Annotated in this window: 23 protein-coding genes and 1 riboswitch; of the genes, 15 read left to right on the top strand and 8 right to left on the bottom strand. The window is 44.8% G+C overall.

Annotated elements, in window-relative coordinates; all coding sequences use genetic code 11:
• The first annotated feature begins 57 nt into the window (after positions 1–57).
• Positions 58–1,026: a PstS family phosphate ABC transporter substrate-binding protein gene (locus tag V1358_RS07565; protein ID WP_347390373.1), complete on the top strand. Its 969-nt coding sequence runs from the start codon at positions 58–60 to the stop codon at positions 1,024–1,026.
• Between the two features lie 74 nt (positions 1,027–1,100).
• Here V1358_RS07565 and argE read toward each other — a convergent pair whose 3' ends face one another.
• On the bottom strand, positions 1,101–2,246 hold the full coding sequence (gene argE, locus V1358_RS07560) for an acetylornithine deacetylase (RefSeq protein ID WP_347393096.1): 1,146 nt from the start codon (positions 2,244–2,246) through the stop codon (positions 1,101–1,103).
• Between the two features lie 228 nt (positions 2,247–2,474).
• Between argE and argC the strand changes: the two genes are divergently transcribed.
• The 10 genes from argC (at position 2,475) to V1358_RS07510 (ending at position 11,389) form a co-directional block, all read left to right on the top strand.
• Positions 2,475–3,482 carry an N-acetyl-gamma-glutamyl-phosphate reductase gene (gene argC / locus V1358_RS07555; protein ID WP_347390375.1) on the top strand — a complete coding sequence of 336 codons (1,008 nt, stop codon included), beginning with the start codon at positions 2,475–2,477 and terminating at the stop codon, positions 3,480–3,482.
• A 7-nt stretch (positions 3,483–3,489) separates the two neighbouring features.
• The gene (gene argB, locus V1358_RS07550; RefSeq protein ID WP_347393095.1) at positions 3,490–4,263 is read left to right on the top strand and encodes an acetylglutamate kinase; all 774 of its coding nucleotides are present in this window, start codon (positions 3,490–3,492) and stop codon (positions 4,261–4,263) included.
• 8 nt (positions 4,264–4,271) lie between these two features.
• Positions 4,272–5,189 (top strand): ornithine carbamoyltransferase, encoded by a 918-nt coding sequence (locus V1358_RS07545; RefSeq protein ID WP_347393177.1) that lies wholly within the window; start codon positions 4,272–4,274, stop codon positions 5,187–5,189.
• Between the two features lie 9 nt (positions 5,190–5,198).
• On the top strand, positions 5,199–6,398 hold the full coding sequence (locus tag V1358_RS07540) for an argininosuccinate synthase (protein WP_347393094.1): 1,200 nt from the start codon (positions 5,199–5,201) through the stop codon (positions 6,396–6,398).
• 14 nt (positions 6,399–6,412) lie between these two features.
• The gene (gene argH, locus V1358_RS07535; RefSeq protein ID WP_347393093.1) at positions 6,413–8,278 is read left to right on the top strand and encodes an argininosuccinate lyase; all 1,866 of its coding nucleotides are present in this window, start codon (positions 6,413–6,415) and stop codon (positions 8,276–8,278) included.
• Positions 8,279–8,431: 153 nt separating this feature from the next.
• The gene (locus V1358_RS07530) at positions 8,432–8,641 is read left to right on the top strand and encodes a hypothetical protein (RefSeq protein WP_347393092.1); all 210 of its coding nucleotides are present in this window, start codon (positions 8,432–8,434) and stop codon (positions 8,639–8,641) included.
• A 20-nt stretch (positions 8,642–8,661) separates the two neighbouring features.
• Complete coding sequence (locus V1358_RS07525) at positions 8,662–9,216, top strand: hypothetical protein (protein ID WP_347393091.1); 555 nt, start codon at positions 8,662–8,664, stop codon at positions 9,214–9,216.
• Positions 9,217–9,370: 154 nt separating this feature from the next.
• Complete coding sequence (locus tag V1358_RS07520; RefSeq protein WP_347393090.1) at positions 9,371–9,811, top strand: hypothetical protein; 441 nt, start codon at positions 9,371–9,373, stop codon at positions 9,809–9,811.
• Positions 9,812–9,813: 2 nt separating this feature from the next.
• On the top strand, positions 9,814–10,359 hold the full coding sequence (locus tag V1358_RS07515; protein ID WP_347393089.1) for a hypothetical protein: 546 nt from the start codon (positions 9,814–9,816) through the stop codon (positions 10,357–10,359).
• Between the two features lie 532 nt (positions 10,360–10,891).
• Positions 10,892–11,389: a hypothetical protein gene (locus V1358_RS07510; RefSeq protein WP_347393088.1), complete on the top strand. Its 498-nt coding sequence runs from the start codon at positions 10,892–10,894 to the stop codon at positions 11,387–11,389.
• Here V1358_RS07510 and V1358_RS07505 read toward each other — a convergent pair.
• Positions 11,366–12,751 carry a capsule assembly Wzi family protein gene (locus V1358_RS07505; RefSeq protein ID WP_347393087.1) on the bottom strand — a complete coding sequence of 462 codons (1,386 nt, stop codon included), beginning with the start codon at positions 12,749–12,751 and terminating at the stop codon, positions 11,366–11,368. The genes V1358_RS07510 and V1358_RS07505 overlap by 24 nt on opposite strands.
• The gene (coaD, locus tag V1358_RS07500; RefSeq protein WP_347390384.1) at positions 12,751–13,230 is read right to left on the bottom strand and encodes a pantetheine-phosphate adenylyltransferase; all 480 of its coding nucleotides are present in this window, start codon (positions 13,228–13,230) and stop codon (positions 12,751–12,753) included. The genes V1358_RS07505 and coaD overlap by 1 nt, the downstream gene beginning before the upstream one ends.
• Positions 13,231–13,391: 161 nt before the next feature.
• On the opposite strand from coaD, the gene V1358_RS07495 reads away from it, so the two are divergent.
• Together V1358_RS07495 and thiI are read left to right on the top strand one after the other, a co-directional pair.
• Positions 13,392–14,033 carry a TetR/AcrR family transcriptional regulator gene (locus V1358_RS07495; RefSeq protein ID WP_347390385.1) on the top strand — a complete coding sequence of 214 codons (642 nt, stop codon included), beginning with the start codon at positions 13,392–13,394 and terminating at the stop codon, positions 14,031–14,033.
• 127 nt (positions 14,034–14,160) lie between these two features.
• Positions 14,161–15,618, top strand: coding sequence for a tRNA uracil 4-sulfurtransferase ThiI (thiI, locus tag V1358_RS07490; RefSeq protein WP_347393086.1), 1,458 nt, complete (start codon positions 14,161–14,163; stop codon positions 15,616–15,618).
• Here the strand turns inward: thiI and V1358_RS07485 are convergent.
• Both V1358_RS07485 and V1358_RS07480 read right to left on the bottom strand, forming a co-directional pair.
• Positions 15,599–16,498 carry a ketopantoate reductase family protein gene (locus V1358_RS07485; RefSeq protein WP_347393085.1) on the bottom strand — a complete coding sequence of 300 codons (900 nt, stop codon included), beginning with the start codon at positions 16,496–16,498 and terminating at the stop codon, positions 15,599–15,601. The two genes, thiI and V1358_RS07485, sit on opposite strands and share 20 nt — an antisense overlap.
• The gene (locus V1358_RS07480; protein ID WP_347390388.1) at positions 16,480–16,830 is read right to left on the bottom strand and encodes a VanZ family protein; all 351 of its coding nucleotides are present in this window, start codon (positions 16,828–16,830) and stop codon (positions 16,480–16,482) included. The genes V1358_RS07485 and V1358_RS07480 overlap by 19 nt, the downstream gene beginning before the upstream one ends.
• 130 nt (positions 16,831–16,960) lie before the next feature.
• Here V1358_RS07480 and V1358_RS07475 point away from each other — a divergent pair, with 130 nt between their 5' ends.
• Positions 16,961–17,443 (top strand): YajQ family cyclic di-GMP-binding protein, encoded by a 483-nt coding sequence (locus V1358_RS07475; RefSeq protein ID WP_347390389.1) that lies wholly within the window; start codon positions 16,961–16,963, stop codon positions 17,441–17,443.
• Positions 17,444–17,711: 268 nt separating this feature from the next.
• A riboswitch (cobalamin riboswitch) is annotated at positions 17,712–17,854 on the top strand.
• 38 nt (positions 17,855–17,892) lie between these two features.
• Positions 17,893–19,737 (top strand): TonB-dependent receptor domain-containing protein, encoded by a 1,845-nt coding sequence (locus V1358_RS07470; protein ID WP_347393084.1) that lies wholly within the window; start codon positions 17,893–17,895, stop codon positions 19,735–19,737.
• Positions 19,738–19,853: 116 nt separating this feature from the next.
• On the opposite strand, the gene msrA is transcribed toward V1358_RS07470, so the two are convergent.
• The 3 genes from msrA to V1358_RS07455 form a co-directional block, all read right to left on the bottom strand.
• Entirely contained in the window at positions 19,854–20,387 is a 534-nt protein-coding gene (gene msrA / locus V1358_RS07465) for a peptide-methionine (S)-S-oxide reductase MsrA (RefSeq protein ID WP_347390391.1), read from the bottom strand.
• A gap of 107 nt (positions 20,388–20,494) precedes the next feature.
• Positions 20,495–23,593 carry an efflux RND transporter permease subunit gene (locus tag V1358_RS07460; protein WP_347393083.1) on the bottom strand — a complete coding sequence of 1,033 codons (3,099 nt, stop codon included), beginning with the start codon at positions 23,591–23,593 and terminating at the stop codon, positions 20,495–20,497.
• On the bottom strand, positions 23,590–24,654 hold the full coding sequence (locus V1358_RS07455) for an efflux RND transporter periplasmic adaptor subunit (protein ID WP_347393082.1): 1,065 nt from the start codon (positions 24,652–24,654) through the stop codon (positions 23,590–23,592). The genes V1358_RS07460 and V1358_RS07455 overlap by 4 nt, the downstream gene beginning before the upstream one ends.
• Between the last annotated feature and the right edge of the window lie 10 nt (positions 24,655–24,664).

Here is a 24,664-nt window from a genome sequence, read left to right as displayed (position 1 = left end):
TTAATCGCTGCACAATGGCTGCAGTTGAAACACGGGAAGAACTAATTGGAGAACCCAATGAAATTTAAAAACTTAGTTGCTGCAATGGGCGTTGCTATCAGTGCTCTGACTGCAGGTCAAGCAATGGCTACTGACAAAGCAATCCCTGAGTACGAAAAAACAAGCGGCATCTCAGGCAACTTTTCATCTGTTGGTTCAGATACTTTAGCCAACATGATGACTTTCTGGGCAGAAGAGTACAAACGTATCTACCCTAACGTAAATATCCAGATTCAAGCAGCAGGTTCATCAACAGCTCCTCCAGCATTGACTGAAGGTACTGCAAACTTCGGCCCTATGAGCCGTAAGATGAAGTCTAAAGAAATCGAAGCATTCGAAAAGCGTTACGGCTACAAGCCAACTGAAATTCGTGTAGCAATCGATGCGCTAGCAGTATTTGTGCACAAAGATAACCCAATCGAAGGTCTTCGTATCGACCAAGTTGACGCTATATTCTCATCTACACGTAAGTGTGGTGCGTCAGAGCAAATCAACCGATGGGGTGACGTTGGCCTCGAAGGTGATTGGGCTGCGAAAGACATCCAACTTTACGGTCGTAACTCAGTGTCTGGCACTTATGGTTACTTCAAGAAAAAAGCGTTGTGTAAAGGTGACTTCCGCAACAACGTGAATGAGCAACCGGGCTCAGCATCTGTTGTACAATCAATCTCTTCTTCAGTGAATGCGATTGGCTACTCAGGTATCGGTTACAAAACATCAGGTGTTCGCACAGTTCCACTTGCGAAGAAAGGCGACAAGTTTGTTGATGCAACACTAGATAACGTTGCAACAGGTAAGTACCCACTATCACGTTTCCTATACGTGTATGTGAACAAGCACCCGAACAAACCACTGGCACCAATTGATGCAGAATTCATCAAAATGGTTCTATCACAGACTGGCCAGAAAATTGTTGAAAAAGATGGTTACGTGCCACTTTCTGCAAAAATGGTCGAAGCTGAGCTACAAAAGCTAGGTCTTAACTAATCTTTTTGAATCTTGTTGATTAGAAACGAAAGCCCCTCAAATGAGGGGCTTTTTTTATGCGTTCTAACGCTGTACTACCAGCAACTTTTATAAATCATTTCTTTGATTATGTGTTGAGAGGGGGCGATTTTCTCCATCGCCAAAAACTCATCAGGCTGGTGCGCTTGATTAATTGACCCTGGCCCCATGACAATTGTTTCACAGCCCAGTTGGGCAATAAAAGGGGCTTCTGTGCAATAGTTTACAGCGACAGCCGATTGCTCTGATACAGACTCTGCGAGCTTTACTAAAGCACTGTCTGTGGTGCCGGCAAATGCTGGAATGGGTTCATGCATATCCCATACTTCAACGCATCCAGGGTAGCGAGCATTAATTTCTTTGGTTGCATCTAATAGCATCGCCTGCAATTGCGCAATGCTGAGCCCCGGCAATGGACGCATATCAAGCTGCAGTTCACAACAGCCACAAATACGATTGGCACTGTCGCCGCCATGGATATGGCCAAGATTGAGGGTCGGGTATGGAATGGCAAAATGCTCAATTGAATATTTATTCTTAAGTTCCTCTTTTAACACGAGCAACTTTTGAATCACTAAATTCATTACCTCTATGGCGTTTACACCACGGTCTGGATCTGAGCTGTGACCGCTTTTTCCAATGATACGAATAGCCGACGTCATATGTCCTTTGTGCGTAAATACAGGCACCATGTCTGTAGGTTCGCCGATAATGCATCGAGCAGGCTTTAAGTCTGGATACTTCGCAACTTCTTGTGCACCTGCCATGGTGGTTTCTTCATCCGCGGTGGCCAAAATCAGCAAAGGTTGTTGTTGCTTGGTGCTATCAAGCTCTGAGATGGCATTAAGTACAAAAGCAAAAAAACCTTTCATATCAATGCTACCCAATCCAAAAAGTTTATTATCGCGTTCTGTTAATGTGAATGGGTCCATCTGCCAACGACCTTCATCAAATGGCACTGTATCAGTGTGACCGGCAAGCATAAGCCCGCCTGCACCTTCTCCGCGTTTAGCCAAGAGATTGAATTTACCCGGAGCGCTCTCTAACTCAATAACTTGGCAGGTAAATCCGAGCGATTCACACCAGCTTGCTAAGAGTTCGATTACCCCTTTATTGCTTTGGCTTTGGCGTGCATCGAGCGAGCTGATTGAAGGCGAAGCGATAAGCTGCTTATAAAGCTCGATAAAATCAGGGGTTTGCATATAAATTCCAAATAATTATTCACAACTGTTGCATAATAATATAAATGCCTTTATAGTGAATATCAATTCACTTTTTAAGCATAAATATTGGTTTTTTTGATGGCGTTTTACCTTCTTAGCATATCGCATCGACGATAGTTCGAGTACGTACCGGTCTTGCGGTTGCGTACTCTTTTTTTCGTCGGGCTTCCCGCCTGTTATTTATTTCTGAAATTGAGCGTGTTGTAAATGAATATTGTAATAATTGGTGCGAGTGGCTACAGCGGTGCTGAGCTGGCAAAGCTAGTTGCTTTACATCCCTGTTTTAATCTAGTCGGTTGTTATGTGTCAGAGGGCAGTGCTGATCTAAACAAACCCTTGAGTCAGCTCTATCCAGAGCACAAAGGCATCGTTGATTTACCCTTGACCGGTTTAGACAATTTAGCAATGGATTTCATCATCAAAGAAGCTGATGCTGTATGTCTGTGCACCGATCACAAAGTGAGTGTTGAACTCGCTCCGACCTTTTTAGAGCATGGTCTAAAAGTATTTGATTTATCAGGTGGATTTCGCCTGTCTCAGCCAGAACTCTACGACCAATATTATGGTTTTACGCACCAACACCCCGAGCTACTTGAGCAGGCTGTTTACGGTCTTGCCGAATGGTATGGCGACAAAATAAAGGACGCTCAGCTTGTTGCCGTTGCTGGTTGTTACCCAACAGCCAGTCTTAATGCATTGAAACCTCTGAAAGACGCGGGTTTGTTTGCCAATGATGGTCAAATTATTATCAATGCCGTTTCAGGGGTCACAGGGGCAGGTAGAAAAGCGAATATCGGTACGCATTTTTGCGAGGTATCGCTTGCGCCTTACGGACTATTCAACCATCGCCATACGCCAGAAATCTCACAGTATCTTAATGCACCTGTGTTGTTTACACCGCATTTAGGTAATTTCAAACGTGGCATTTTGGCGACCATTTATGCTCAGGTTAACAGTGATGTGACTATTGATGACATCAGCAAGGCATATCAAGTGTTGGCAGATGAGCCATTGATACGTTTACTTGGTGCGGGGCAAGTAGCGTCAATTAAAGGTATAGAAGGTCAACCATTTGTTGATATTGGTTGGAACTTGCAAGGGCAGCAACTCATCATCAGTGTTGCGATAGATAACTTATTGAAAGGCGCATCAGGGCAAGCATTGCAATGCATGAACCTCAATGCGGGCTTAGCTATTAACACAGGTTTAATTTGAGGCAGCAATGAATTCAACTAAGAAGACATGGGTTATTAAACTCGGTGGTGCGGTACTGAACAACCTCGGTGCACTCAATGCGCTTTTTGCTGCCTTAGCGACTAAACAAGATGCTCACTATGTCGTTGTTCACGGTGGTGGGGCATTGGTTGACAGATGGTTGCAAGATGCTGGCTTTGCAACCGCTAAACATCAAGGTTTACGCATCAGCCCCGCTGAACAAATGCCCTACATTGTTGGCGCTTTAGCTGGATGTGCGAACAAACAACTACTTGGTTGCGCAGTGAAAAACCAATTAAAACCAGTTGGTCTCAGCCTTTATGAGGCCGGTGTCTTAGCGAAGCAAAAGCTCAAGGCTTTGGGCTGTGTTGGCGAGTGCTTAGAGGCAACAGATTCAATTGTACCCGTGTTACTTGAGCAGGGGCGTTTACCTCTTGTGAGCTCGATAAGTTTCGATGAACAGGGGCAGTGGTACAACGTTAATGCTGATGAGGCTGCCGCAGCGATTGCGAAGGCTTTGGAAGCTGAGCTTATTTTTATGACGGATGTAGAAGCAGTATTGGATCAAAACGGCCAAGCTTTGCATCAGCTAAATGCGCAACACATAGCGCAATTGATTGAAGATGGAGTCATTTCGGGTGGGATGGAGGTCAAAGTTAAGACCAGCCTTCTTGCTGCCCAGCACTTACGAAGAGGCGTCTATATCTCCAGTTGGCAAAAGCCAGAAAACTTAATTGCGTTGCTCGATGGTGAGCACGTAGGTACTCAAATTTCGATGTAGACATGACTATGAAACAAGACTTTATTACTGGCCTTGAGCTAGACGAAAAACAGATACTTTCACTGCTTTCATTAGCACAAAAAATCAAAGCTCACCCGAGTGACTATTCACAGGCTTTGGCAGGCAAATCAATCGTAACTTTGTTTGAAAAACAAAGCCTACGCACGCGCCTAACATTTGATATAGGTATTCATAAATTAGGCGGTCATGCTGTTTATCTGGATCAGCAAAATGGTGCCATGGGGTCGCGTGAATCGGTTAAGGATTTCGCTTTGAACATCAGCACTTGCGCAGACGCAATTGTTGCTCGAGTCAATCACCATAAAACTTTGCAGGAGCTCAGTGAGTTTTCTGCTAAGCCGGTGGTGAACTCTTTGTGTGACTTGTACCACCCTTGCCAAGCGCTCGCTGATTTTTTGACGCTACAGGAAGTACATGGCGATGTTAGTCAGTTAAAACTTGCTTACCTAGGTGAGGGCAACAACGTTACCCATTCATTGATGCTATTAGCGGCAACACTCGGCACAGACTTTGTTGCGGTGTGCCCTAAAGGTAGCGGTCCAGATGCGCAAATTGTGAAGCAAGCTGAGCAAATTGCAGCAAGCAAAGGGGCGTCTGTTCTTGTTAGTGACCGTGTTGAAGCAGCTGCAGGTGCAAATGTACTTTATGCCGACACCTGGGTATCGATGGGCGATAACACGCCACTTGAGCAGGTAAAAGAAAAGTACATGCCATATCAGCTTAACAAACAGCTGGTAGATATGACTGGTGCCCAAACTATTTTACATTGCCAACCAGCGCATCGTGAGTTTGAAATTACCTCAGAAGTGATGGATGGCGAACAATCAAAGATCATTCAGCAAGCAGAAAACCGCATGCATGCGCAAAACGCTTTGCTAGTTACATTATTAAACCCAAATTTTTAAGGACTTGAGATGAGCACTATTAAAAAAGTTGTATTGGCCTACTCGGGTGGATTGGATACATCAGCAATTGTGCCATGGTTGAAAGAAAACTATGGCTGTGAAGTTATCGCATTTGTGGCTGATGTGGGCCAAGGCGCAGAGGAACTCGAAGGTGTAGAAGCAAAGGCGATTGCATCGGGTGCATCTGAGTGTTATGTAGTTGACCTAAAAGAAGAAATGGTTGCCAACTACATTTACCCAACCTTGAAAACAGGTTCAATCTATGAAGGTACTTACCTTCTTGGTACCTCAATGGCACGTCCAATCATCGCAAAAGCACAGGTTGAAATTGCCCGTAAAGTGGGTGCCGATGCGCTGTCTCATGGTTGTACTGGTAAGGGGAATGATCAGGTTCGTTTTGAATCATGCTTTGCTGCACTTGCACCTGATTTGAAAGTGATTGCACCTTGGCGTGAGTGGGACTTATCTAGTCGTGAATCTTTGCTCGATTACCTCGCGCAACGTGATATTCCGTGTGCTGCATCTGCAACTAAAATTTATAGCCGTGATGCCAATGCATGGCACATTTCCCATGAAGGTGGCGAACTTGAGGATCCATGGTGTCAGCCAAGTGATCAAGTGTGGACTTGGACTAACTCACCAGAGCAAGCGCCAGACCAACCAGAATTCGTCACAGTAAGTGTTGAAAAAGGTGAAATTGTTGCCGTAAATGGTGAGCAACTAAGTCCGTATCAGTGTTTAGTTAAATTGAATGAGCTAGCGGCGCCACATGGTGTTGGTCGTGTTGATATCGTTGAAAACCGTCTGGTTGGGATGAAATCGCGCGGCTGTTACGAAACACCGGGAGGCACTGTGATGATGGCTGCACTGCAAGCGATTGATGAGCTAGTGCTAGATAAAGCAAGCCGTAAATGGAAAGAGACCCTAGGTGGCGAGTTTGCACACCTTGTTTATGACGGTCGCTGGTTTACGCCACTCAAAGAAAGCATCTTGGCAGCAGCTGAAGCGTTTGCTCAATATGCCAGCGGTGAAGTTGTGTTGAAAATGTATAAAGGTCAAGTGGTTGCTGTACAGAAGCAATCTGTAAACAGCCTTTATAGTGAAGACTTCGCGACCTTTGGCGAAGATGATGTGTATGACCAGTCGCATGCAGAAGGATTCATTCGGTTATTCTCGCTTTCTAGCAGAATCGCGGCGCTCAAGAAGTAAGGCAGGAGAAGGGTATGGCACTATGGGGTGGACGGTTCTCAGCAGGACCGGATGAAGCTTTTAAACAGTTTAACGACTCGCTGCCGTTCGATTATGTAATGGCAGAACAAGATATTATTGGCTCTGTTGCATGGGCTGGTGCGCTGAATCGTGTGAGTGTTTTGAACGACAGTGAACATGCAGCACTGGTTAATGCGCTGTATGAATTGCTCGATGAAGTCAAAGAAGATCCCAACAGTGTGGCTGTGAGTGGTGATGAAGATATTCACTCGTACGTAGAGGCTGCACTTATTGCTAAAGTCGGCGACTTAGGCAAAAAGTTGCATACAGGTCGTAGCCGCAATGACCAAGTGGCGACAGATTTCCGCTTGTGGTGTAAGCAAACTGCTAGCACCATTGCTGAAGCAATTACGGCAACTAAAAAAGCACTTATTGCGTTAGCTGAGCGCGAGTTTGGCACTGTTTTACCTGGCTATACCCATCTGCAACGCGCACAACCAGTACTATTTAGTCACTGGTGCATGGCGTACGTAGAAATGTTGGAACGTGACGCAAGTCGTCTAGACGATGCTGTAAAGCGTATGGACCAATGCCCATTAGGTAGTGGAGCGTTGGCTGGCACCGCATACGCCATTGATCGTGAGCTATTGGCTCATGACTTGGGCTTTGCAAATGCGACTCGCAACAGTCTCGATGCTGTTTCTGATAGAGATTTTGTTGTTGAGTTACTCTGTACAGCTTCGATTTCAATGTTGCATTTATCACGTTTTGCAGAGGATCTGATCTTTTACAATTCAGGTGAAGCTGGTTTCGTTGAATTGGCTGACAACGTTACATCTGGTTCGTCACTAATGCCGCAAAAGAAAAACCCTGATGCGTTAGAGCTTATCCGTGGCAAAACAGGTCGTGTCTTTGGTTCAATGAGTGCGATGATGATGACTTTGAAGTCATTACCACTGGCTTACAACAAAGACATGCAAGAGGATAAAGAGGGGCTTTTTGACGCGTTACCTACATGGCTTGCCTGTTTGCACATGGCACAATCATGTATCAATGGCATTAAAGTAAATGGCGACAGAACCAAAGAAGCTGCAAAGGGTGGGCATGCCAATGCTACTGAGCTTGCGGATTACTTGGTTGCTAAAGGGATCCCTTTCCGTGAGGGGCATCATATTGTTGGCCAGTTAGTGCAAATCGCCATCAGTGAAGGCAAGAGCCTAGAGCAATTAACGTTGGCTCAGTTCCAAGCGGTAAGTAGTGTTATTGAAGATGATGTTTATCCTGTACTTGAATTGGACGCATGTTTGGCTGCACGCAAAGCATTAGGAGGCACGTCACCTGAACAGGTGCGTTTGGCGATAAAGCAGGCTAAACAAAACCATCACATTACCGTGCGTGACGCAAATTTGAATGATGTAGAAGCAATCAGTGAACTTATACAGTACTGGGCACGTGAGGGCGAAAACCTGCCACGCGCTAAAAGTGATATGGTGCACTCGATCAATGAGTTTGCAGTAACTGAAATAGACGGTAAAGTAACAGGCTGCGCTTCATTGTACATCTACGACACAGGTTTAGCTGAGATCAGATCTTTAGGTGTGGATCCTAACAGTGGAGTTAAAGGCCAAGGGCGCTTTTTAGTGGATCACTTACTTATAAAAGCCAAAAAATTGGCACTTAAAAGAGTGATCGTTTTAACTCGCGTCCCTGAATTCTTTGCTAAACTTGGATTTGCGGATAGCAGTAAAGCCAGTTTGCCGGAAAAGGTCATGAAAGATTGTGAGCTTTGCTTGCGCAAGGAGAACTGTGACGAGGTTGCGATGGATTATTACCTCCAGCAAGTTCAAATTGGTGAGATACCTTGTAGGCAAATTGCTTAGTGTTACACGTGTCAATAAATGTTGGCACGTGTTCTGCATATGTTGTTGTAGTCGCTAAGATTTTTTCTTTGAAGTGTGACACAAACACTTACTGTGTTAAATTTGACATAAGTGTTAATGAATAGTTAACTTAATTTTTAAAGGAGATTAACAATGCAAGTTAATACAAATACTCAAGTTCAAGCGCAAACATACACAACATTGCAACAACAAACTCAGCAGCCTACGGCGCAAAGTACTAGCACTCAGACGCTACAATCTGATACAGTGACTTTATCAAGTGACGCAGTAGCTGCTAGCGAAGCTGAATTACAGCGTGGCGGTGGCACAGTGATCAGCCCGGATAAAAAGAAAGAAAATTGATGAGAGCCCTGAGAGGATGAATGTACTTTAGCGAAAATTTTGGCCTATTTATGGGAGCCTTCGTTGTTTGGGGTTTCCTTATGGCAATGTTTTTTAATTTAATGCTATTAGGCTTTAAAGCTAAAGTTGACTACAAATTGGTTTGGACCAGTGTGGTCATGTTCACCTCTTACTTCATTAGTGACTCTTTTCACGACCTCTTCATAAGTTTCGAAGTTTACTTAAAATGGTTTATTTATGATCTTGCAACCTTGGCAATGATCATTCCCGTTATCTGGCAGCGAAGAACAAAAGTATCGCCGGGTGTTTGGTATGTCATTATTGGCCTTTCAATAAACTCTTTCCTATTGCTTATGATGCACGTGGACACCGTTGTATTGAACAATAGCGAACCTTGGTGGCTATGGAGCGTATACTCTATTGGTGTAAATACCTCTGACTTGACAATGATTGTTGTCTTAATTGTCGACAAAGACATATTAGGGTTAGTCAAATCTTACAACTCTCTGAATGTATGGGTAAGAAAAGCTTTTAGTCGCAATTGTTTATTGCATCAGGGTGCTTTAGAGGCCTAGTGCATGAGTATATCGACTCCTGTTGTGATGGTGAGCTCTTCGATTTGTTCTGAATTGGTCGTGAGTGTCGCTACTTAATCCCAGTGAGATGTTCTCGCTATTTTCCTCTATCAAACTCACTGAGCTAATTTCTACATTTATTAGTTGGGGGTTGATGATGACCCTCCTTTATAATCTAGTTCTTTATTCTGACCACTCTAGAAGAGAAAAATCTCCACTGTGGGTTTGCATCGTCTTAAACGTTTCTTATCTAGTTACTTCATTTTTAGCGCTTACAAGCTCGGTTTATTTATTATGGGTAATCGCAGATTTAGTTACTATCTGGGTGCTGTTCTTTAGCCGTCCGCGTCACTCTCCAATACCCGCTATGTATTATTGCGTCTTTGCTCTTGCTGTGAATGCTTTATTACATATAACTATATATATTGATTTAACCGTTTTAGATAATTTAGAACCTTGGTGGTTTTGGGTTGTATATCCGATAGGGGTTAATATCAGTGACTTTATCATCATTTTAGCCTTAGTGATTAACAGAGATTTTCTTGGTATATGTGCGCTTATGCGATTTAATAACTTGCAAACTATTAAGCAATAGTGATGAGTACAGTGTTTAATCCCATTGAAATGTTTCATCTTTATGAATCCGGAGTGCTAGCTAAAATACTAGCCAATTTTATCAATTGGGGTATTATGATGGCTCTCCTTGTCAACATAGTTAAGTATTCTGATCCTAAAAATAGATCAAACTCTGCATTGTGGCTTTCTCTTATAATTTGCCTTTCTTATGCATCAACATCTTTCATTGGGCGAGAGCTCAGCAAATATCTTATCTGGATGGCCGCAGATTTGATCACGGTATTAGTATTAGTGATTGTCCAGCTTAAACGTCCGAACATAGCTGCTTTTTACTATTGTGTTTTGGTGCTAGTAGCCAATGCGCTTCTCCATTTGGCGATATTTATAGATGCAGCTGTGCTTAAAAATTATGATCCTTGGTGGCTATGGAACGTTTACTCTGTTGGAGTTAACATCAATGACCTTGTTATGATAATCGCCCTCACGGTAAATAGAGATTTTCTAGGGCTATGTAGGGTGGGCAGATACATGCGCGATCAATTTGACGCAACCCTTAAGGCCGCGTAGGGCTTTTTTAATGTTTATTATTTACGGAGGCCTAGCGGAGCTGTTGACTGTTTTTGTTAACTGGGGATTTATGATGGCTTTGCTGTTTAATTTGGTAAGCTATTCAGACTCCGTAGCTCGCAAGCGCTCACCCATTTTCATATCATTAGTTATAAGTCTTTCCTATTTAAGTACTTCCTTTTTCAACATCGGTTATCATGTTTATGCCGTTTACCCACTAGCAGACGTGCTGACAATCTTCTTTATTTATTGGATACAGAAAAGACGTGAGATAACAGCTGCTCTGTATTATTGTATTTTTGGTCTGGCTTTCAACGCTATACTGCATTGTTCAATGTTTATAGATATCGTGATTCAGGGAAATAGAGAGCCTTGGTGGTTGTGGAGTGCTTACTCAATAGGCATTAACACAAGTGACGTTGTAATGATATTCGTATTGATAGTAAACCGAGACTTCTTGGGGTTGTGTTGGTTGGGCGCAAGTGTCAAAAACGCACTCGCTAATAAGAATTAAACGTCAGGAATGCAATTGATGCTTTTAGTATTTGAAGATATAGCTAAGCTCATTGGTGCCTTTGTCAACTGGGGTTTTATGATGGCGTTATTGTTGAATCTTGCAAATTATTCAGAGCCAACGAATAGGAAAAGCTCACCTATTTGGATAACGACGATTATCTGCATTTCCTATATGAGCACTTCCTCCATCTCACATTCCTATTATTTATATCCCACTTTTATCCTTGCTGATCTAACGACTATTGCGCTGATATGGCTTGTTCAAAGTAAACGCGAAAAGATTGTAGCGTTACACTATTGCACGGTCTTCTTGCTCTTAAACTCGCTATTGCATGCCGCTATTTTTATAGATTTTGATGTAGTAGGCAATACAGAAGCTTGGTGGTTGTGGAGTCTCTACTCAACAGGCATCAACTTTAATGATGCCATGATGATTATCGTGCTGATTATAAACCGAGACTTTCTCGGCTTGTGCCGCGCTGGCCGCTATTTAAAAGCGATATTCCAGCGCTAAGCTCAGTGCAGTGTGCGTGTCGGAGTCTGTGCTGTGTGATTCACGCCAAACATGACCGGTGATCTTGGCTAAGGCACCAAATACACCTTGTTGATAGCCTAATTCAAGGCGCGAGATATCCACATCATCGCGCTCTATTCGTCCAAGCTTCATATGACCCGCATAGCCGCCCATGGTGTGGTAGCTTGCGCCCCATGTTAATGCTTCAGCATTTGCGCCTATCGTTGGGCCCAAGTTTTGCTCGCGATGCTGGTAGCCTTGACCAACATTGATGTTGCCATAGTTACAGTTGTAGTCTGGTGCGGCACTAAAGCATTGGCTTTGCGTATCCGTATATTCTAGGTAGCTACTTAGCAATGAGGTGCTGGTGCCATAGTGTGTTTGCACACCAAAGGTAAAAGCTCCATCCTCTGCAACGAGTGCTGATTCAACGTGGCCGGCATATTCGCCATAGACAGAGAGTGGGAACTCGCCTAGTAAGGTAGAGTACTTAAAGTCAACAGAGCTAAGCCTTTGCTCGTCTGCAACTTCAGCAGTAAAGCCATCAACAGGGTAGTGCAACCAATCCGAGTTAGTTTGGCTTAAACCAATTTCCAGTCCGCTGATGGGCATTGTGCTGAATCGCCAACCCCAGAAATCACCGTCTTCAATTTCAACATCGTCAATTTTATTTGCTTGGCTTTGTTGTTTGGCGGCAATTGCTGTGAAATTCCAAGGACCGATAAATGACAACCAGCTTGGGCCACCATAATTTGTATTGTGTCGAGATAGACGTACTCCCTTCATGGCTTGTGCATTATTAGAAAGTACTAAGGGATTCTCTTGGCTTGGGCCCCACCAATGATTAATTTTCTCGCCACTGATAGACCAATTGCCTAATAACACCGCTAAATAGCTGCCATCGTAATTAACATATTTGCCATTGAGGCTTTCGTCACGGTAGTTGACGCTGAGCTTAGCGCTCACTACTTTGCCTGTGATTTGGCCACTTGTTTCGATGCCACTTTTTGCCTGATTACGAGGCGCAAACCCTTGCCAAGTTTGTGGCTCGGAATTGCTAAACACACGTACGCTAGAGCTTGATTCTTGTTGCGCGAATTTTAAAGCGTGCTGCAGATGGTGATAAGCAAACTGCGCTTGTGGGGCAAGCTGGTTTACCGACACGCCATGTAAATCTTGAGCTACGCCTTGCCACATCAACGGATAAGTGTTCACAGGTCTTTTAATTACCCCGTGATTAACAAGCGTTTCTACCGAGCTGCGTAGCAACGGACTATCTGTGCCTATCCAAGGAGATGCGTGTACTTGTGTTGAAAGAAATAAAGCGCTTAGAACCAACGAACTGCGTGTTGCGAATGCCATTATGATAATTTTTCCTTTAGTGCTTGTGCCACTTCTGGAGCGACAAACTCTGACACGTTACCACCGTGTAACGCGACTTCCTTTACGAGCGTCGAAGAGATAAATGAATTCTCTTCAGCAGGGGTGAGAAACACACTTTCTAAGTCTGGGTTGAGCCTGCGATTCATATTGGCAAGTTGAAACTCATATTCAAAATCAGACACCGCGCGAATACCACGTACAAGCACATTGGCTTGCTGTGTTTTGGCGAGGTCAGCGAGTAGTCCACTAAAGCCAATTACTGTAACGTTGTCTAAATGAGTCACAATCTTGTTCGCCAATTCCACTCGTTCATCCAGTGTGAAACACGGCTTTTTATTAGGATTATGAGCGATAGCAACAATGACTTTATCGAACATTTTTGCTGCGCGTTCAATTAAATCAAGGTGTCCATTGGTGAGGGGATCAAAGGTGCCTGGGTAAAGTGCGGTAACCTTCATGATGTTTCTCATTTTTATACGTTTATGAGCGCATTTTAACAATCTTTACAGCAGTTGCCAGCCCTAATGGCGATATCCCAAATCTACAGGGGTACACCATTGTGATGGCGTGCAAACATTGTTTATACTGGCAAACCAAACATAGGCAGTAGAAGTTAAGTATGAGTACCAAGGAACGCATTATTCAGGCAAGCATTGAGTTGTTCAATCTTCATGGGGAAAGAGCGATAACGACGAACCACATTGCTGCGCATCTCGGAATTAGTCCTGGGAACCTTTATTATCACTTTAAGAATAAAGAAGACATTCTTAGGCATATTTTTATGCTTTACCGCCAGCACTTAGATACGCAATTTAAGCCGCTTCAAGATGATGTTGATGTGCTCCCTCAGTTAACCCATTACTTTGATTCACTGTTTGAGTTGATGTGGAACTTTCATTTCTTCTACGACAACATGACCGACATTCTCGCCCGCGATGCGACTTTGAAAGCGGATTACATTACCTTTCAACAGCACCTATTCGAACAGGTTCGTGACATCGTGCTTGCTTTAGATAAAAAAGAAATCATCAAAATTGAAGAGCAAGAAGCCGCTGAACTCACACATATGTTGAAACTCACGGTCAGCTTCTGGACGCCTTATATCAAAGCTCGCCGCCAAAGTGGTGAGCTAAAAAGAGCGGATATCTTCCAAGGTCTATCAAAAATTATTACCTTATTTTCCGCATTTGCGACAGATAAAGGCCGGCTACAGCTGGTGCAGCTCAAAGAAAGTTACGCAAAACGTCAGGAAAACGTTTAAGCAAAGCGCTCGCGTATTCGCTATTATTTCCGTAGGCGCGTGATTTTGATATAATCGCGCGCTTCGAATCTATGGGTCGCTCATTTTATTGTTATCTGCGACCAAATTGAGCTGCTGCGAGTAAGTCATGATCAAGTTTATTGTTAAATTACACCCTGAAATTGCGATAAAGAGTAAATCTGTTCGCAAGCGTTTCACCAAAGTGTTGGAAAACAACATCAAGATCATGATGCGTCGCATTGATGAGCACGTCAAAGTACGCAACAACTGGGATAACTTGACCGTTGAATCTCACGCACAGGAACCTGATGTTCGGGGGCAATTGGCTGATGCACTTGGCCGTATTCCGGGAATTGTGTTGTTCAACGAAGTTACAGAAGTTGAATTCACAACACTTGATGATATTTACCAGCAAGCTCAACGCCTTCTAGCGCATGAAATCGCTGGAAAGAGCTTCTGTGTTCGCTGTAAACGCCAAGGTAATCATGATTTTACGTCAACAGATGTTGAACGTTACGTCGGTGGTGGTTTAAACCAGCACGTTGAAGGTGCGCGAGTACAACTTAGTCGCCCTGAAGTAACCGTTAAAATCGAAATTAAAGACCAGCGCGCTTACATTGTGACTCATGCTCACCGTGGTATGGGTGGTTTTCCTTTGCCAACACAAGAAGATGTATTGTCATTGATGTCAGGCGGTTTCGACTCAGGCGTAGCGAGCTATCAAATGATCCGCAAAGGCGCGCGTACTCACTTCTTGTTTTTTAACCTTGGCGGCGCTGCCCATGAAATTGGCGTGAAGCAGGCGAGTCATTACCTATGGTCTCAATACAGCTCAACCCACAAAGTAAAGTTCATCACCGTTGACTTTGAACCAGTAGTGGCTGAGATTTTAGAGAATATCGAAGACTCACAAATGGGCGTTGTGCTTAAGCGTATGATGATGCGCGCCGGCAGTAAGGTTGCCCAGAAGCTAAACATTCCAGCGCTGGTTACCGGTGAAAGTATCGGCCAAGTTTCTAGTCAAACGTTAGCAAACTTGAGTGTCATCGACCGAGTAACAGATACGCTAATTCTGCGCCCACTTATTCAGTACGATAAGCAGGATATTATAGATATCGCCCGCGCTATTGGTACCTCTGAAATGGCCGAAGCTATGCCTGAGTACTGCGGTGTTATCTCGCGTAAGCCCACAGTAAAAGCGAAGTTAGATGTAATTGAAAAGCAAGAGCAAAACTTCGACTTTGATATCCTCGACACGGTTGTTGAAAACGCGACAGTGATTGATGTGCGTGATATCGACACGGCAGCCAAAGAAGAAGTGAAAGAAGCTGAGTCTGTCTCTCAGTTACCGGTGGGCTCAGTGGTTGTCGATATTCGCTCGCCTGAAGAAGAAGACGCGAACCCACTCGAGCTAGATGGCGTTGAAGTGATTCATTTGCCGTTTTTCAGATTAGCGACCAAGTTCGGCGATTTACCACAAGATAAAGAATACTATCTGTATTGCGCCAAGGGCGTGATGAGCCAACTTCAGGCGCTCATTCTGCATGAAAACGGCTTTAAAACGGTTAAGGTTTATCGCCCTTAATTCGCTGATAATAAAGTTCATTCACTGGCGCTGCGAGCCCATGCTTGCGCGCCATGTTAACCACATATCCACACATAGCTTCAATTTCAGTTTCTCTGCCATTGAGTTTGTCTTGCAACATAGAGCAGCGATTTTTTGCTGTGTTCGCCATCACCTGATACGCCAATGCTAAGGCTTCGGCTAATACGACATTGACTCCCTCTTTTTGTGCCACATTGATAGCTTCGTTGAGCAGAGCCATTACATCACTGGCGTATTGTGGTGCTCTTAGTGCGCCGTTGAGTTGGTTGAAGTGAGTGGCGATCGGATTAATTGCTAAATTAATAAGTAGTTTTTGCCAACGAGCTGAGGTGATGTCTGTGCTTTTAGTAAGTAAGGGAATTGCACTTTGCCAATCAGTCATTAGGGTATCTAAACGTTTTTTCGCTACCTGATTGATTGTGCCAATAGTACTTGGCCCCAGACTTACGTGAATGACCTCTGCGCTTTGGGGTTTATATGCCGCTTGTTGGGTGAGCATAAAATACAGCCCTTGAGTGGGTTGTAACAAATCAATAAGCTCAGCCACATTAGTCATGCCATTGTGGCTGAGTATAATATTGGCTTTTGGGTGCAAGTGCCCAAGAACGCTTTGCAGCGCAGATTTACACTGATGCGCTTTGGTAAATAGCCATATCTCGGTGATCGACTCTTTTGGTGCACTGGTGGTGTTAACAGTCAACGCTGAGCTGTGTTGTGCAAAAGTGTAATAATAGAGTGAAGGGTGCGTAGCTTTGGTGATAAGAGTGACATTGCGCTGAGTGCTTAGCTGATGAGCGAACACTAATCCCAGCGCGCCAGGGCCAAGAACATGAGCTGTGGTTATGCGCGCTTTTGACATCGTTTTTGCCATAGGTAATGCAACACAAAGTAACTCGCTGCACCGCTTGCATCGGCAATAAAGTCGCCCACTGATGCTTGGCGGTAAGGCAGCATATCTTGCATCCATTCAATTGCCGCACCATAGGCGCATAACAGAACGATCTGCGCAACAAGTGGAATTTTAAACGCCTTGTCCATGATGAATGCGAGAATGAAGAAGATACCAAAGTGGGCTACTTTATCCACGTGCGGGAAAAGGTTTACGGCCGCTCCCTTAACTTCTTTTGCAAAGAGTACAGTGCATATAATAAGACTGACTAAAAACAAACCTTGGTAAACCCGACGCGTCACTATCTCTGCCTTAAAAAATGGTAAAAACGCTGGCAGTATAACAAACTAAAAACTGAATTCACTGTGTACTAATGCACAAAATTGCAATTCTCAGGGTATAATCTGAAAAAATTATGTTTAGGAGAGGCCCATGCCTTCATTTGATATCGTTTCTGAAATTGAGATGAGCGAAGCCAAAAACGCGGTAGAAAATGCCAAGCGTGAGTTAGAAACTCGTTACGATTTTCGTGGTGTAGACGCAAAAATTGAATTAAATAACGAACACATTGAGCTAACAGCAGAAGCTGAGCAGCAAGTGATGCAGTTGTTCGATATCTTCGCCAGTAAAGCTTCTAAGCGCGGTTTAGATGTAAACAGCTTTGAGATTCAAAAAGCAGATCTGCACGGGAAGTATGTAACCCGTAAAGTGACTATCAAGCAGGGCATTGATAAGGATGTTGCTAAGAAAGTTGTGAAAACAATTAAAGACAGCAAAATCAAAGTACAAGCGGCTATTCAAGGTGAAGAAGTGCGCGTAACGGGCAAAAAGCGTGATGACCTACAAGAGGTTATGCAGCTGATCCGTGGTGCTGAGTTAGGTCAGCCTTTCCAGTTTAAGAACTTCCGCGACTAATTCATCACAACTTAGTCATTAAAGTTCTAAGTACTTAGTCAATGGGTGTATAGACGTCCATTGACTTTCTCTTCCTTACTACGCACAATAACGCCGCCTTGTTATGGTGCCTTGTAGTATCAATATATTATACCAATTAACTTAAACAGCTAGTCATCCTAGCGGGCTAAATATCATGCTCACGGCGTTAAACTTTTTCTAAGTAGAGTAACTACATAAGAAAAAATTTGCCTTGTTATCATGTAATTTATCCAGCGCTATATCTGATCACATATTTAAGAGAACTGGTATTAAGTAGATGAATACTCAGGGATAATCGGGAAGTAGGTGAGAATCCTACGCTGCCCCCGCAACGGTGATTTTGGTGTAATGCCAATCAGTCCGGAGACCGGCCATAGCATTTTATTAACCATTCTTCCTGTGCGGTGGGCTCAGGCTAAGGAAAATACATGCTAACTAAAACTCCAGTGGCGCTATCTCTAGCGGCACTTTTCTCTGCATCTGTGGCGGCGCAGTCACAAGCAATTGAACACATCACAGTCACAGCTAACAAGTTTGAACAACCTATTGAAAACGTCCTTGCGAGTGTTGATGTTATTACCCGTGACGACATCGAACGCGCGGGCGTGCGTGACTTGCCATCACTACTGTCCAACTTCGCGGGTATTGATGTCGTGCGTTCAGGTGGGCAAGGACAAACAACCAGCTTATTTATTCGTGGCGCAGCAAGTCGACATTCACTGGTGGTGGTCGATGGCGTGCGCATTGGCTCTGCAAGTCTTGGCTACAAATCGCTTGAAGCCGTGCCGTTAAATAGCATTGAACGCGTTGAAATTATCCGTGGTGCACGCGCCGCTTGGTACGGTTCTGACGCCTTGGCTGGGGTGATTAACATCATTACTCGCACGGGTGATAGTCGTAGCGTGTCATTGTCCAGTGGCAGTGATAACTACGTGAATGCCCAAGGAGCTTACGCCTTTACCCAAGGTAACTTCAAAGCTGCGTTTAACCTCGGCTATGAAAAGACTGATGGCTACAATGTCACTACAAACCAAGACCCAGACCACGATGGTTATGAAAATACCAACATGGGTGCACGTCTAGGGTATGACTTTAATCGTTTCGGTGCGGTTGAATTTATCGGCCAATACAGTGATGCAGAAGTTGAGTATGACGGCAGCAGCAGCGATCTCAGTCATTTTGAAACGTATCACCTTTCTTTAGGTTGGCAAAAATCACACGGTGCCTTTGCCCATAGTTTGAAAACTGCCTTGGTGAAAGACGACAACCTTAATAGTCTGCAAAACCCGTATGAAGGCTACGTCGCCAATCATTACATCACCGAGCGTGACGAGGTAAGTTACCAACTAAATTATGCAGTTAACGATGCACTTACTGTTAGCTCAGGTCTGGATTACTACTATGAAGACGTAGGTGATTCAGTGAATGCCTATGCATCGGGTGATCAACCCAAGTCAGGGTTTACGCAACAAACACGCAGTAACAAAGGCGTGTATGTAGGGGCGTATTTTGACAATGAAACACTGCAAACAAACCTTGTGGTGCGCAATGACGACCATAGCGCGTTTGGCGGTGAAGCAACTTATAACCTTTCTGTGGGTGTGCCATTGGCTGATATCGCTACCTTGCGCGCGAGCTATGGTACGGGCTTTAAAGCACCGACATTTAATGACGCCAGCTCTATTTGGGGCACCAACCCCAACTTGGAACCGGAAGAGTCAACAAACGCTGAACTTGGTTTACGTATCGCAGTAGGCGGTGCTCAGTATGATCTCGCTTTGTATCAGAACAAGTTCGATAACCTCATTGCATGGGGCATGAATGGGCCTGAAAATGTTGACCAAGCCAGCTTCGAAGGGATTGAAGTCAGTGCTCAGCTAGAAGATGTGTTTGGTTTAGTACACAGCGCTAACTTCAGCTATGTCGATGCCCAAGATGATAACACAGGTCAAGACTTGGTATTACGAGCAAAGCGCAGTGTGAACTGGGGAGTGGGTAAGCAATTCGACAAATGGTACGTTGGTGCTCAACTGCAATATCGTTCCAGCCGCGAAAGCTATTACCGCACCCATTTACCAAGCTACACCTTGGTGAATCTAAACGCTCAATATCAGCTGGTGGATAATCTACGCTTTGATTTCTCGGTTGAGAATCTTACAGACAAAGAATATGTGACTAACGTAGCGGGCACGGATTGGTCAACCGGTGCGATTACTTCTGAGTATATTGGCTCAGAGCGTAAAGTGGTTGCAGGCCTAACCTTAACGCTTTAGGGGCGTTGATACCGGCTCATTCGAGTCGGTATGCCATTCGCAAGAGGCACTCTAATGTGGGGTAGCTTGTTACAAGCTGCCCCTTATACGTTTTAGGTGTAACACTGACCACAAAACTAATCTAAATAAGGGTCAAATTGTTTTTCAAACTCTGCGAGTTTCGGTGCAATAAGTACGCTGCAATACTGCTGATGCGGGTTTTTATTGTAGTAACCCTGGTGTACTTCCTCTGCGGGATAAAAGGTTTTTGCAGGCGATAGTTCTGTAACCACAATATCGTAATCAAACTTTTCTTGTTCGTGTTCAATGGCATGCTCGGCCAACAGTTTTTGTTGATCATCATGATAGAAGATGACACTTCGATACTGGGTGCCTACGTCGTTACCTTGGCGATTGAGAGTGGTTGCATCATGCAAGGCAAAAAACATTTTTAATAATTCAGAGTACTCAATTAAAAGCTCATCGTAGGTGATCTTCACCACTTCAGCATGGCCAGTATCCCCGCGACACACTTGCTCGTAAGTTGGGTTATCAACATGGCCACCACAGTATCCAGACTCAACACTTTTGACGCCACGCACACGTCTAAATGCGGCATCGATGCACCAAAAACATCCTGCACCTAAAATGGCCGTTCTTATATCACTCATTGTTCTAATTACCTGTTTTGAGAGGCTTATATAGAAAGTGTAGCTTGTTCTTTGGAATAATAAAAAAGGCGGGAATATCCCGCCTTAATTAATCATCAGATTTTACTTTAGTCTTTGTGCAAAGGGTGTTGTTGTGTTTGCTGCTCTAACTTGTGTTGCAAGAATTCCGGTGACTGTGTCTTTCTCGCTAACGCATAGTAAGCACTTGGTACAACAAACAAGGTGAGCAGCGTTGCAACAGTGACGCCTGTGAATATCACCACACCAATTACCATACGACTCTCTGCACCAGGGCCACTTGCTAGGACTAAAGGCACAGAACTCATCACCGTTGTGAGCGAGGTCATGATAATCGGGCGCAAACGTTGCTTTGCTGCTTGCAGTAATGCTTCGGTGAATTCCATGCCCTTATCACGCAATTGGTTGGCAAACTCAACAATAAGAATACCGTTTTTAGCACTCAGACCAATGAGCATAACAATACCGATTTGGCTGTAGATATTGAGTGTTAGCCCCGTTGCCCAAAGACCAAACAAGGAACCTGCGATACCCAGCGGTACGGTCAGCATGATCACAAATGGGTGCACAAAGCTCTCAAACTGCGCCGCCAGCACCAAGAAGGTCACCGTCAAAGCAAGAATGAACACATACACCATTGCAGACGCACCTTCATAGAACAACTGCGACTCACCTTTGTAATCAACGGCACCATCGATGTCGTTCTCTTCGGCGGCAACTTGATTTAAGAAGTTCAGCGCCTCTTCCAAGGTGTAACCGTCCGCAAGGTTAGCGCTCAGTGTAATTGCGCGCATACGATTGTAGCGATTCAGACGTGATGCGGTCGCTTCCTCGCTGACCGTGATCAAGCTATCAAGAGGAACTAGCTCGCCTGAGCGAGATTTGACGTAGATATTTGATACATCTCGCGGGCTGGCAAAGTCTTGCTTTTCACCCTTGAGGATAACGTCATACTCTTCACCGCGGTCGATGAAGGTGGTAACACGACGTTGACCTAGCATCGTTTCTAGAGTTCGACCGATATCAGAAACAGATACGCCTAAATCAGCTGCTTTGTTTTTATCTATACTGACTAAAAACTGAGGGAATGTTTCTTTGTAGTCATGGTCGATACGTACAAGCCCAGGGTTTTTCTCTGCACGTTCAATGATACGGTCACGCCAGTCGGCTAGCTCGTCATAATCGTTGCCTTGGAGTACAAATTCAATCGGGCGTGACGAACCGCCGCCACCGATGCCGCGACGCATAATAGCAAAGGCACGAACATCGGTGACTTCTTGCATTTTGCCACTGATTTCGCCCATCACAGACCAAGTATCTCGTTTACGTTCATCCCAATCGGCCATACCAATGATGGCGACACCACCTTGACCACCCCAGCCAGGTACGCGAACCAACACGCGACTTAGTTCGCCCGTTTCAACATACGGTAGGAGACGGTCTTCAATTTTGGCCATGTTCTCGGCGTTGTTCTCATAGCTTGCGCCCTCTGGGCCATTCATCATTACGAAGAAGGTACCACGGTCCTCTTTGGGCGTTAGCTCTGATGGAATTTGCTGGAATAGGGAATAACTCGTGAAACCTGCTAGCACGAGTAATATAGCGAGCATACCAGAGCGCTGAATATTACCGCGCAAAGTGCGCTCGTATGCGCCTTCAAGGCGCGTGAATTGACGGTCCATCCACAGGCTAAAGCGACCTTCGCTTTCGCTTTGTTTTAGTACCTTTGAGCACAGCGCAGGAGAGAGTGTTAATGCTGTAATACTTGAGAAGAATACTGCTGCACTCACAGCCATCGCAAACTCGGTAAATAGGGCGCCGATGCGGCCATCCATAAAGACTAAGGGTACGAATACGGCAATCAATACTAGCGTGGTAGCGACAATGGCAAACCCGACTTCTCGCGCACCGCGATAGGCTGCAAGTAATTGTGGCTCCCCTAATTCAATACGACGGTGAATGTTTTCCAACATCACGATGGCATCGTCGACCACCAAACCGATTGCCAGCACCAGTGCAAGAAGAGTGAGTAGGTTAATGGAGTAGCCCATCGCGAGCAGGAACATAAAACTGCCCACGAGCGCTACCGGCACGGTGATCGCTGGAATTAACGTAGCACGCACATTGCCCAAAAACAGGTAAATAACCAAGACAACTAAGGCCATCGAAATAGCCAGTGTACGATACACTTCATCAATTGATTCTTTGATGAAAATAGAAGAGTCGTAACTATCTTCGATGGTTGTACCCGGTGGCAGGTTACGCTTGATGTTTTCAAGCTCTTTGCGGGCGTTTTCTACTACGGTAAGGGTGTTGGCTTTGGCTTGTTTGACGATGCCCAGACCTATCATATTACGGCCATTACCACGGAATAGACTTTCCTCATCGGCCGCTTCAAGTTGCACATCCGCGACTTCGTTGAGGCGCACAAGGTAACCGCTGTCGCCACGGGCAATAACAAGATTACGAAAATCCGCAGGAGTTAGATAACTACGTGCGGTACGCACGGAAAAGTCGCGGTCTTTTGATTCAATTTCACCCGCCGGAAGCTCAACGTTCTCAGCGCGCAGCACTTGCTCTATATCACTGGCAGTGATACCTCGTGCTGCCATGGCTTGGCGATTCAACCAGATCTTCATTGCATATTGGCGCTGACCACCGACACGCACGTTCGAGACGCCATCGACAACCGCAATGCGATCAACAATATAACGCTGGGCATAATCTGATAGTTGCAGAGAATCCATGCTTGTACTGTTCAGTACAAACCAAGCGATAGGGCTTTCATCCGAGTCCGACTTTGACACCTCAGGTGGGCGTACTTGGTCGGGCAGGCTGTCTAGAGCGCGTGATACACGTTCACGTACATCATTAGCGGCGGCATCGATATCACGGTCAATATTAAACTCAATGGTGATATTAGAGCGGCCATTGCGGCTTGATGAGGTAATGCTCTTAATCCCTTCAATGCCAGATATACGGTTTTCGATAACCTGAGTAATTTTCGTTTCAATGATTTCCGCAGAAGCGCCCGTATAGTTCGTGCTGATGCTTACAATTGGGCTATCGATATCTGGATACTCGCGCAGTGGCAGCATTGAAAACGCTACTAAGCCGAATGTTAGCAGTAATAAGTTTATAACGATGGCGAATACGGGGCGTTTTACAGCAGTATCTGTTATTTTCACTGGGTATTCTCCACAGCGTTAACAGGTGAACCTGAACGAATTTTAATGATCCCCTCAGTAACCACTTGATCGCCCGCAGTTAGGCCTGATTTGATACCTACCCAGCCGTTGTAACGTTTGTCTACCTGCACTTCCACTTCTTGCGCTACACCGTCAACAATTTTGAAAACAAAGTGTTTGTTTTGGCGAGGAATAATCGCTTTCTCAGGCACCAATAAGGCTTGATAGGTTTTTAGCTCCAACGCCGTGTTAAGCAACATGCCTGGGCGCAACAAGCCTTCTTTATTCTCAAAGCTTGCGCTAATCGGCACACTGCGAGTTGCCATATCGATGCGTGAGCTAACGTGTGTTACTTGACCACTGAAGATTTGGCCAGGATATGCATCGCTGTGGGCCGTGACCTTCATACCTAGTTTGAGCTGCGCCAAGTACTTCTCAGGTACGTTAAAGTCCACTTTAATAATGCTTATGTCATCGAGCGATGTAATTTCTGTGCTTGTAGAAACGAATGCACCTTTAGAAACCATGCGTTTACCTAGAGTGCCCGAGAATGGCGCGGTTACTTTCATTTCTGCAAGTTTAGTTTTTGCTGCTTCTAACTGCGCTTGTGTTGCTTCGTATTTTGCGCGTTGTTCTTCAAGTAGAGACTTAGCAGTTGCTTGCGAGCGAGCAAGCTCGGTGAGACGATTGAGTTGTCGTTCAACCTCAGATAGGTTGGCTTCAAGCTCAGTGACTTCAAGGCGTTCTTCTTTGTCGCGTAATTGCACCAACAGTTGCCCGGCTTTCACCGAGTCACCGTCGTCGAAATAGATATTTTCGATGTAATCACTCTGTGCGCTTTTGATGAAAATAGCTTGATTTGCGCGGCTACTCCCTATGCCTTCAACGCTGACCGAGCGTTGTTCATTGCTCACAGTGTGAGCTTGTACGCGCGTTGATTGCATGGCGCCACCATTTTGCTGTGACTGTCCCTGGGGCAAGTATAAGTAAATACATAAGCCTAAAAAGATGATGATAAAGACAGGGAAGAGCGCTTTGCCTGAATGCCTGCTGTGATTCATGGGTGGTGCC

The organism is Pseudoalteromonas pernae (assembly GCF_039831865.1).
In the GTDB taxonomy this organism is placed as follows: domain Bacteria; phylum Pseudomonadota; class Gammaproteobacteria; order Enterobacterales; family Alteromonadaceae; genus Pseudoalteromonas; species Pseudoalteromonas pernae.
Note: the sequence above shows the minus strand (reverse complement) of the source record. Positions and strands in the feature narration are given on the sequence as shown.